Origin of the sequence: Paenibacillus sp. S-12, from assembly GCF_030363895.1 — a bacterium.
Classification (GTDB): domain Bacteria; phylum Bacillota; class Bacilli; order Paenibacillales; family Paenibacillaceae; genus Paenibacillus_B; species Paenibacillus_B alvei.
This window is the reverse complement of the sequence record NZ_JASIUF010000016.1, coordinates 27809-38744: the sequence shown is the minus strand read 5'-3', so window position 1 is coordinate 38744 and position 10936 is coordinate 27809. Positions and strand designations below refer to the sequence as shown.

The following is a 10936-nucleotide window of genomic DNA, read 5'->3' as shown; positions in this document are numbered from 1 at the left end:
TGCCACCTCCTTAGATTCCGGTCAGAAAGCGAGCGTAGTCAACGATTTTACGTACAGACGGACGGATCTTGTTATCGCTTAATGGGGTGTTGTCGTTTTTGGATGGCTTAGAATTGACTTCAAGCAGCCATACTTTACCAGAATTATCAACAGCGAGATCAATCCCTAGCTCGCCGAAATGAGCGGGGATGTGTGTATCTATTCCTTGGGCGATGTCAAGTGCTGCCCGCTTCAGCCGCGCACTTACATCGCTTTTCACCGAAGTAGGCAAATTGGAACGATGAATCGCTTCCCTTACGGTGCTAAGCGAACCGCCGCGTGCCAGATTAGATACAAAGTGTTGATTACTTGCGATGCGTGCGACGATGGAGGTGATGGTCCATTTTCCAGATGCATTTTTCTGTACGAGTGCGCGGAAATCGACGGGTCGCTTGCTATGATCAATAAGGGTCAGACCCTGTTGAATTTGATAGCGATTCGACTTGATCTTGCCGGATAGGCTGGAATATATCTTTACCAAACTGCTGAATTGCTGGCGCTTTGTTCCGTTCAAGGTGGTATACAAGGCTTGATAGCTGTGGTCTGGCATGCGGGTAATGCGAATTATTCCTTTCCCGAGGCTGCCGCGAGCTGGTTTTAAGAATACCGTTGAGTAACGGCTGCACATGTTTTTTAAGGTAGAGTAGCTGCGGAGTGAATAAGATTCTGGTAAATATTTTGCAAACTCGGGGTGAGGCCGTAACGCCTCGAACACTTCTGTTTTATCCAGAAATTTTTCGTTAAAGACGACAGACTGATAACGTGATTTTACTTCTTTCATAAAATGCTGTACGCTAGGTTTGTTCTCCAGCTTGCGGGATGTCAATCGGTTGTTAATAATGTCTGGAATTGGCATCGTTACTCGCTGCCAGCTGCCATTGCTATGAACCCACGCTCTTACGTTGTGGAGATCTTGAATATGATCGGGTGTGAAGAAGCACACCCACGCCCCTTGTAGCTGGCATGCATCGACCAACTCTTTGCAAAAGGATGTTATTGACCCGAATGGCTTATCAGGCATACTAGGATGATCGCGGCTTATTAATACACCAATTAGCGGTCCAAGGCTCAGGGTTTGGTTAGACGTTTTGTAGGCGGCACGCAATGACAGGCCGTTAATAAGTCCCATCTTCCGTGCAAGAGAATGACTCATTCTCAGCCCATCGAAGCGGGTGGCGGATATTACTGTTATGCGCTGCCTAAAGGAACCGAACTTTACCGTCAACGGCTGATTGACAGGAACCTTCCACAGCTTGGCGTAGGCCTCTCCCAACACGAGCACATCGTCTTGCAAGATGCTGGAACTGATCAACTGGAGCGTCGCTTTTGATTTAGACATGGAGGTTCTCCTTCCAACAACAACTTGCAGTCATTCATACGATTCCATCTGCATGGGTCGATACAAATAGAACGTATACGTTAATTCATCATATGAGGACATATTTCCCTTGGTGATTGACCTAGAGAAGGAAAAAACAGGAGGGGATGAGTATGCCGGTTTGGCTATTTATTAGTTTTAGTGTTGCCGTCGCAGCAATCGTAGGCGGGGTAACGAACCATTTTGCGATTAAAATGCTCTTTCATCCACGGAATGCTATATATATTGGGCGCTGGCGAGTTCCATTCACGCCAGGGTTGATTCCGAAAAGGAAGGATGATATTGCGGCTTCCTTTGGCGAGGTCGTATCCGAATACTTGGTGACAAGTGACGGTCTTCGTACGATGTTGAATCGTCCAGAAGCCCGCGAGAATGCCGTTCAAGCGGTGCTTCGGATGACACGTGATTGGTCTGAAGACGACAGAACGGTAAAAGAGTGGGCAGCACATTTGTTCCCGGACAAGGAGTGGGATGAGATTCGGGATTATTCTGCGAGTCGATTGAATGAATGGACGAGCAATGGGGTTAAGAAGTGGCTGGAGAGGAAAGGCTGGGATGAGCGGCCTCTTGTGGAATGGTTGCCGGCAGGCTGGGAGCAATCTTCTGCAAAATGGGCGGATAAAGCAGCTGCTGCGATGCTGTCTTCATTCGAGAAGGAGTTAACATCGTTTCAGGGACAGCTGCTCATGACGAAGCTGGCTAAGGAAGTTATTGATCGCGCTTCCGGATTTTTTGGCGCGATGGCAGCCATATTCGTGGATGAGGATAAGCTGGTAACGAAAATGACGCCTATTCTTGTTGAGCAGCTGCGTTCTCCGAAGATCCGTGCAGCTGTTGCAAGTTTCATGTTGACCAAACTTAATGAATGGCTTCAAGAAACGCCTTCTCAACTCGTACGCTCTTGGGCAGAGCTTCCAGAAGAGGCGAATTCGCTTGATTATATCGTAGGTCATGCTGCTGAATTCATTCAGTGGCCTAAGCAAATTGAGCGCCTCGGTGCAGTTCAACCAGGCCAATTAGTCGGAAAATATGAATCCGTATGGAAGGAATATGTCCCCAGCGTGGTGAAGGCTGCCTTTGGCTTGCTTGATCGTAATCTGGATTCTATCGTGCGGGCAGCACGTCTAGAGGATGTCGTGCGTTCACAGGTGGAACAGTTCCCAATTGAACGTCTGGAGACGATTATTTTAAGCGTGTCAGGCAAGGAATTCCGGGCCATTACATGGTTAGGGGCGCTGCTTGGTGGTATTATCGGGTTAGTGCAGTCCTTTGTTTTATTAGCTGTCGGATAAACGCCATATTTGGACGAGGACAGCAGTGAGGAACTATGTTATGCTGAAGATTGTATTTTTTTGCGGGAGGTAATGGATGATGAGCGTATATGACAAAGCGCACGACTTGGCTCGTGCATTGCAGGCTTCTGAGGAGGCCAAGGCAGTAGAAGAGGCAATGAAGGCAGTGGAAGCGAATCCTGAAGGCAAGCAGATGCTGGATGATTTCCGCGCGCGTCAAATGGAATTGCAGCAAAAGATGATGACGGGTGAAATGCCAGAGCAGGATGAAATGGAAAAAATGGAAAAGTTATTCCAAGTGATTAGCATGAATACTGATATCGCTAAGCTTTTCGATGCAGAACGTCGACTTGCTGTCGTCATTCAAGATGTGAACAAGATCGTCTCCGAATCGCTTGGACACCTTTATCAATAGGACAAGAAAGAAGTCATGGGATTCATATAACCGGCATACGCTCTAGTATAGGACAAGATTAGAGATGGTCTACCGAATGGCGGCTCATCTCAAGTAAGGAGCGTAACGGAATGAAAACGGAACAAAATAAGGCAACTGCGAAACCACGGAACAACTGGAAACACGTAATATCCATCATACTTGTTGTAGCTATGCTGATTTATGTACTGCCTACGTTGAACTTTAAGGAGGGCTGGACGCCTTCCTCTACGTTTGGAGTAGTATGGATTGCGTTTGCCTTGCTGATCGTGGCTGCTCATCTGCATCGCTTGCTGCGTGTGGACGAGGAAATGGAGCAGCGTCTGCGGGAAATCAAGCGCGAGAAGTATAATCGCCTTGAGGCGCGTTTGAAAGGTCAGCCTGCCAGATTGAAATAATCGTACTTGCTTGGGAATAGGGCCCTCCACTAGGAGAGGCTCTATTTTTTATGTTCTGAAATCCAGTGGACACACATAATTGTGTCAAGATAGGGTTGCTTTTAATCGGTTGTTTGACTGTTTCTAAAGGCGGAACAGACGTGTTTCATTGGTAGGTTGTTTTCTTGTATAGTAGGTTGGATTGGTGTAATAATTGGAAATTGAAATACTCAAAATGGTGGGTTATAATACTCGCATCTGTCAGATGAGAACCACATTAATAATTTGGTCAGTCGGTCAATAAGGAGGTGACAGCGTGAAAAGTATTCGTTTTTTCTGGTCGGAATTCGTCGCGAATATCCGAACCAAAGAGGTGCTTGTGCCTGTTTTGGGTCTGCTTATCATCCCGCTGCTGTACTGCGGTGTATATTTGGTTGCGAATTGGGATCCGTATAGCAATGTCAAGCATCTGCCTGTCGCTGTCGTCAATGAAGATCGACCGGTGATGTACGAAGGAAAGGAGATTGCGATTGGTCGGGAATTGATCGAGAAGCTTCATGATAATGACAAGGTTGCCTTTCATTTCGTAAGCAGGCAGGAAGGGGAACGGGGGTTGAGTGAGAACAAGTTCTACTTGATGATTCGCATACCAGAACAAATGTCTCATAATGCAACGACGATCCTTGATCCACATCCGCAACCGATGAATCTGATTTATACAGAGAACAGCAGCTATAATTTTATTTCTGGTCAAATTGCAGATAAAGTTGTACAGAATATAAAGGCTGAATTGTCGCAAAAGGTTACGGAAACCTATGTAGAGCAAATGTTCAACGCACTTGACAAAGTAGCGGATGGGCTATATGCGGCAAGTGAAGGTGCAAATCAAATCGAGCAGGGGCTAGGCAAGCTTGGGGAAGGTATTGAGAAGTTCAGAGATGAACTGAATGCTAAGGTGGATTCCAAAACTTCGCAGGCTGGAACATTGGTCGAACGCGCTCTGGAAGATAACAAAGAAAAGCTTGATAAGATGATTCATAAAGAGATCGATGCAGCGATCCGTAACAACAAGCCGAAGATGATGGATAAGATTCATCGGGAAATTGATGCACAATCGGATAAATACTACGATATTGTACACGATTCGCTACATACCAAAATTGATGAACTCATACGTTCGAAATCGATGCCGGCGAAGGAAAAAGTGCATCAACAAATCGACGAGCAGGCTGAGCAGTATGGCGAGCAAATTCGAGAGAACATGCATCGGGAAATTGATCAGGCTTACGATGCAAATTTAAACAAGGTGCTCGGAAAGATAAGCACTGAGCTAAATGATTCGCTTACGGAGATGGAGCCTGCAGCCCGTGCCAAGATGCATACTATCATCGACAATGAATACAGCAAGCTGGACAGTACCATTCGTTCCTCTATTTACCGGTATATCAATGAGAAGGTTGATGCTATTTTTGACGGTACAATTCAGCGGGGCAAGGATGAAATGAACAAGATCCAAGAGGATCTGAAAATGCTTGAAGAGAAGCTCAAGCCATTTGAAGATCAAATCCCGCCTAACATGAAAGCACCTTGGGATGAGCTCAAGAAAAAGCTTGTGGATGTGCGAACGAAGGTGGAGAACCGGCTGAACGGTGAACAATTGTTGGCGTTGAAGGAGAAGGTGAAGCAGGATCTTACCGAGCTTGCAGATCGAGAGCTAAACAAGGTAGGGAGCTCGCTCGTTAAGAAGCTGCACGAGGCAGCAGATCAGAAGTTTAGTGAGGTCTTTCCTCAAATTCGTGCATTGGCCAATCGTATGGTGCTGACGAAGGCGAATGAGCTGGCTCCTCAACTGCGGGATAAGGCGCATGAGCTAGCGGACAATATGTACCAGCAGAAATCGAAGCAGCTTGTGGATAAGCTGCATACACTGGTCGACGAAAAGTGGAAGCAATACGAGCCAAAAGTTGTGAACGGCATTCATCACAAAGTAAATGAGGAGCTAAACCGCTTGGCTCCGGAAATTACGAAGAAGCTGCATACGGCGACAGATGACAAAGTAAATTCGCTAGAGCCAATGGCACGCGACATGCTGCATAATTTGGCTGATATGAAGCTGGATGAGGCAGGGGGGCATATACAGAAGATCATGTTCCAGAAGATGAGCGATATGCTGAATCAAGTGGATAAGGCGAAGGCCTCCATCAACAATGGATTTGCAATGCTTTTGGATGGTCAACAGCGATTGATGAACGGCGGGGCTGAATTGCGCGACAAGCTTCGAGAGGGAGCGCAAAAGGCGACTCAAAACCCTACCGACAAAACGTACGAGATGATATCATCGCCGGTTGGCAGCGACAAGCTGCAGAATCATGATGTGACTACCTATGGAGTCGGAATGGCCCCTTATTTCCTGTCGCTTGGCTTCTTTGTGGGTGCGCTTATGTTCTCTATGGTTTATCCGTTGAAAGAAACAAGCGCGAGACCACCGTCCGGAATGGCGTGGATGGTCAGTAAATTTGGTTTCATGACCGTCGAGAGCATGCTACAAGTGATTATTTGCGGTACAGTCGTTCTGACGGTCATTAAGCTGCCTGTAACGAATCTTCCAATGTTCTTTCTAGTATGCTTGACGACCAGCTTGACCTTCTTTGCTCTGATTCAATTTTTCATAACGACATTTGGCAATGTAGGCCGGTTTATTATTATCATCCTGCTTGTCCTACAGTTGTCATCAACGGCTGGTACTTTCCCGATTGAATTGACGCCGCCATTTTTCCAAATGCTTCACCCATGGCTGCCGATGACCTACACGATCCGGGCCTTCCGCGGTGTCATCTCATTAGGAGATATGAGCTATGTTTGGATGAATGTTGGATTTCTATCGGTATATATTGCATTGGCGCTGACAGCGAGCAGCGTATCGTTCCAATTATTCTATCGCAAGCTGGTGAAAAAAGAAAAAACAGCCGTCGCATCTAATGTAGCTTCAGGATGACATTTGATAGCTGCTCCTTCCTCTGCACATATAGAAACATCACAAGTTGGTATTTGCAAAGTCAAATGCCAACTTGTTTTTTTTGCAGTTTATTATAAATATATGGTAAACTAAGCACAGAATACAACAGTTCGGAATATAGGGGTGTAACAGATGGATGGCCATGATGCGACGCTAACAAAGCATGAACAATTGCTTCAGCATATTGAGAGCTTGAAGCCAGGGACTAAAATATCGGTTCGTAAGCTGGCAAAGGAAATGGGAGTTAGTGAGGGAACCGCCTATCGTGCCGTGAAGGAAGCGGAGAGCATCGGGATTGTCGTTACGAAAGAGCGGATCGGCACAGTTCGGGTAGAGAAGAAGCCGCGCAATATGTCCGAGCAGCTTACGTTTGGCGAAGTTGTTGATATATTAGGCGGGCATGTACTTGGCGGTAGCCGCGGTTTAATGAAGACGCTGAACAAGTATGTAATCGGAGCGATGAAGCTGGATGCTATGGCTCGTTATATTGACGCTGGGAGCCTGCTTATCGTCGGGAACCGTGAGGATGCCCATCGACTTGCGCTTCAACATGGTGCAGGTGTACTTATTACGGGGGGATTCGGGACAAGCCGAGAGGTGAAGCTTCTTGCAGATGCGCTGGATTTGCCAATCATCTCATCGAAGTACGATACCTTTACGGTTGGTTCTATGATTAACCGTGCGTTGTTCGACCGATTAATTAAGAAGAAAATCATGATTGTAGAGGATATTGTCACCGCAAAAGACAAAATGTTCGTTCTGCGACCATCCAGCACAGTAGATGACTTCCAGCGACTGCGTGAGGAAACAAACCACACGCGGTTCCCAGTAGTAGATGAATGGTATCGGGTAATTGGGATGATCACATACAAGGATGTGCTGGGAGCTGAATCGGGTACGAGCATCGATAAGCTCTATACGAGGAGCCCGATAACGGCAACGCTTCAGACAACACTAGCTTCGGCTGCCCATACTATGGTATGGGAGGGGGTCGAATTACTTCCGATCGTTGATCGCAATCGCAAGCTGATCGCAGTAGTAACAAGACGACAGGTGCTGCAAGCGATGCGTGATGCCCGCAAGGAGCCGCAGCTTGGGGAAACCTTTGATGACCTCATTTGGCATGGGTTTGAAGAAGAGCGAGATGATAAGGGACAGCTTTATTTCCGTGGCGTTATCACACCGCAGATGGTAAATGGATTCGGCTCTGTATCAGAGGGGATTTTATCCACAATTATGACGCAGGGCGCTTTGAGGGCAGTAAAGGACGTTCGCAGCTACGACCACGTTATGGAAAATATGACGACCTATTTCGTTCGCCCTCTTCAAATTGAGGATATCGTTACCATGCACCCAGAATTTATCGAAATGAGCCGCAAATTTTGCAAGCTGGAGATGTCTATTCGCCACGGCGAACACCTCGTAGCCAAAGCCATGATGACTGCGCAGTCGATTGATCACGACTAACCGCCTGACCAATATTATGAAGTTATGAAAATAGCTTCATACAAACTTCAAGAAGGCGGGAAGCGTGTGTCGTCGTGAGAGATTAACATATTAACCATAACCTATAGCGGGTTTTGATAAAATCTAATGAAATTGATAAAAAAGGGATCGCTTTTCTACCGTTACGCGGTGGAGAAGTTGCAATCCCTTTTTGTTGTTGATGTAGTGATTATTTTTTACCTGCTGAATAAATGGCTTGATAATGACTGTGGTTCCGTATTCCTGCGAATAAATTGAACAGTCCGATTACGAGCAATACAGCCCCTACAATAACTCTTACGGTCGATGCTGTGAACATGAAAATTTGAATTGATGCGATAAACAACAACATAAATCCCATACAAATATTCATTTTAGCCGCATACAAGCCACGAAGTGCCGTAGCCTGCTCACGTCTTGAACGAAAGCTGAAATACACAGACAATCCTGATGTCATACAAATCAAGATAATTAGCACCCATTGGATAGTTTCCATCGATTAAGCAACTCTCCTTCTACGACAATAGGGAAACAAAACAACACTAAAGCTCCTTTATATTACCATATTCAAAGGGACAGTCCTACAAGATTTAACAATCCAATATAGGAAAAGACCTATTAGCTTAGTGCCATTACTCGAAGATTGCTATTCAAAGATTGCTGCTCAAACATCGCTACTCAAACATCGCTACAAAATCATCGTTATTCAAATATCGTTGCTCAAATGTCATTACCCAACCCAAGTGTCTTCAGACTTATTGTTGTTTTGCAAAAACAGCCTCTTTCAATCACCCCAATTTCTAGGTTCTTTTTTGCCCTTTTCACCACTATCCCATTGGGTCAGTTATCGTTTCGTAATCAAATTTAAAAGCAAGACAAAGCATTAACGGTTAAAGGCCTTGTTGTTGACGCGAGCAGAAGGATAAATGAGTCATAAATAACATCAAAGAATAGACATAAGAAAAGCACAGCGAAATTTAGTGTTCCGCATGCTTAGTTTAGAACATCTAAATATAAAAACGTGTAGTAAATGCTGCAATAGTCTTTATAAATCTGTACAGCAATGTCTGAAAACGTAAAAGTAATAGCAGTAAAAGGCGCTACAAAAGCAGTAAGCAGTAAAGAAAGAAGAAAGGCAGTAAAAGCAGTAAAAGAAAGAAGTAAAAGAAGTAAGTAAAAGAAGTAAGTAAAAGAAGTAAGGCTGTTAAAACAGTAAATGCTGCAAAGACTGCAAAGGCTGCAAAGGCTGAAAAGACTAAAAAGACTAAAAAGACTAAAAAGACTAAAAAGACTAAAAAGACTGAAAAGACTGTAAAACATATAAAATCCTATAAAAAATGTAGCAGCAACCAAGTAGAGTGAACGAATCGGGAGACAAAATGTGTATTAATAAACTATGAGCTGGGTATAAAATGGTCAAGGGTTTGGTGAAAACAAATTAAAACAAATTAAGGCATACCAAAAGATACAAGTAAATAATAGATATGAGTCTAGTCGAATATTTGATAGGAAAGGGTGTAGAATTCGAGCATTGGTTACCCTTCGTAATGAACCTGATTTAAGCACAACATTTCAGCTTGGGGATTGATATTGAACTCGATGTGAAAAGAGGCCTACAGAATTGGCAGAACAACTCCGAAGCAGATTTATACATATACGAAATATTATAACGAAAACAATACTCGTCCAAATATAGCTGTAGATATTTTGAGCCAATTCCGTGAAACGTTTCATTCAGCCAACGCCAAACTTGTTTAGACGATTGATACAAACGATCCTTTCGTTTAATTCTATAAAAATATCGATTAATAGTAGGTTCCATAGAAGAAGCAGCAACATGTGTATTAATAAATGCTTGGTGTTCAACATAGGAGAGTATTTTGTGATCTGGTCGAGCAAGACTAGTCATTTTCATTTTAAGTGCACTTGTGGAACCATTTGGGGTGACGGAATGCGCAACAATTACAGGGTGCTGTCGCTCTTTGAATGGACTGATCGGATGATATCCGTAAAAAGCCAGCAGGCCTCGTACATCACCGTGTAAAGGGCGAGCATTATCCGCACGGTTAATAGCGGTTCGTATTTTATGCAGCATTGACCAGGCTGTTTTATACGTAACTTGGATGATCGCGCTGAGCTGCACGGCGTTCAGGCTGCAATGAGGACGCGAAAGGTGCCATAATGCAGTAAACCATTTCTGCAGGGGTGTTCGACTACCTTCCATAACGGTACCAACGGTTAAGGAAGCCTGATAATGACAAGCCCGGCATTCATATAAAGGAAGCCTGCGTGTTGAAATGGTACATGCTTGTTGGTGCTGGCAGCGCGGACATACAAAGCCTTTTGGCCATTTCAATGTATATAAAAAAGAAGTGCAGGCGTCTTCATTATGCAATAACTTCTTGAGATGAGAGCACGAAGGATCTATAAGGTTTGTTCTCATAGCGATTCTCCTAAGATATAGACAAAAATGATGCATGAGATGATGATTATTTTAATTAGGTGAAATGAATTTTTGATCTATGTATATTGATAATATTTAGAGAGATTATATATGGGAACTAATGTTCCTGTATTGATTATATGGAATATATGTTCTTATTTCAATAGTTGAAATATAAATTTTAAGATTAAATCAGTGTACTTGATCGGTAGTAATGAAATGTACATGAGTAATTTTAGGGAAAAGCGCATTTGGGCACTGAGTCGAAGGGATAGTGGAGCAATATTGTTAGAAACACATACGGGGAGAATGGTTGTTAATGAAATATGCACGTAAAGATATAAAGTAGGGAGTGAAAAGACAACACGTAAAGATGACGCACAAATAGAAACGACATGAACGAAATATGGAATGAAATTTCGAAAAAAGATGTGAAAATGTTTGGGTTTAGAAGAGGTGCATATGTATAAGGT

8 protein-coding genes are annotated in these 10936 nt (G+C 44.1%); 5 read left to right on the top strand and 3 right to left on the bottom strand.

Annotation, left to right across the window (positions count from 1 at the left end; genetic code table 11):
* Window positions 1-10: 10 nt before the first annotated feature.
* Complete coding sequence (locus NO352_RS15615; protein WP_268621783.1) at window positions 11-1378, bottom strand: YheC/YheD family endospore coat-associated protein; 1368 nt, start codon at window positions 1376-1378, stop codon at window positions 11-13.
* Window positions 1379-1530: 152 nt separating this feature from the next.
* Here NO352_RS15615 and NO352_RS15610 point away from each other — a divergent pair, with 152 nt between their 5' ends.
* The 5 genes from NO352_RS15610 (at window position 1531) to NO352_RS15590 (ending at window position 8002) form a co-directional block, all read left to right on the top strand.
* A complete protein-coding gene (locus tag NO352_RS15610; protein ID WP_289356073.1) occupies window positions 1531-2709 on the top strand; it encodes a DUF445 domain-containing protein in 1179 nt (392 codons plus the stop codon).
* Window positions 2710-2788: 79 nt separating this feature from the next.
* Complete coding sequence (locus NO352_RS15605; protein ID WP_005551702.1) at window positions 2789-3124, top strand: YlbF/YmcA family competence regulator; 336 nt, start codon at window positions 2789-2791, stop codon at window positions 3122-3124.
* Window positions 3125-3234: 110 nt separating this feature from the next.
* On the top strand, window positions 3235-3540 hold the full coding sequence (locus NO352_RS15600) for a hypothetical protein (protein WP_005551700.1): 306 nt from the start codon (window positions 3235-3237) through the stop codon (window positions 3538-3540).
* A 295-nt stretch (window positions 3541-3835) separates the two neighbouring features.
* Window positions 3836-6514 carry a YhgE/Pip domain-containing protein gene (locus NO352_RS15595; RefSeq protein WP_289356072.1) on the top strand — a complete coding sequence of 893 codons (2679 nt, stop codon included), beginning with the start codon at window positions 3836-3838 and terminating at the stop codon, window positions 6512-6514.
* 153 nt (window positions 6515-6667) lie between these two features.
* Window positions 6668-8002 (top strand): DRTGG domain-containing protein, encoded by a 1335-nt coding sequence (locus tag NO352_RS15590; RefSeq protein WP_005551697.1) that lies wholly within the window; start codon window positions 6668-6670, stop codon window positions 8000-8002.
* Window positions 8003-8210: 208 nt separating this feature from the next.
* Here the strand turns inward: NO352_RS15590 and NO352_RS15585 are convergent, their stop codons facing one another.
* A complete protein-coding gene (locus NO352_RS15585; protein ID WP_005551696.1) occupies window positions 8211-8516 on the bottom strand; it encodes a YtpI family protein in 306 nt (101 codons plus the stop codon).
* A 1062-nt stretch (window positions 8517-9578) separates the two neighbouring features.
* Window positions 9579-10463, bottom strand: a complete 885-nt coding sequence (locus NO352_RS15580) for an IS1595 family transposase (protein ID WP_289356071.1) — start codon at window positions 10461-10463, stop codon at window positions 9579-9581.
* Between the last annotated feature and the right edge of the window lie 473 nt (window positions 10464-10936).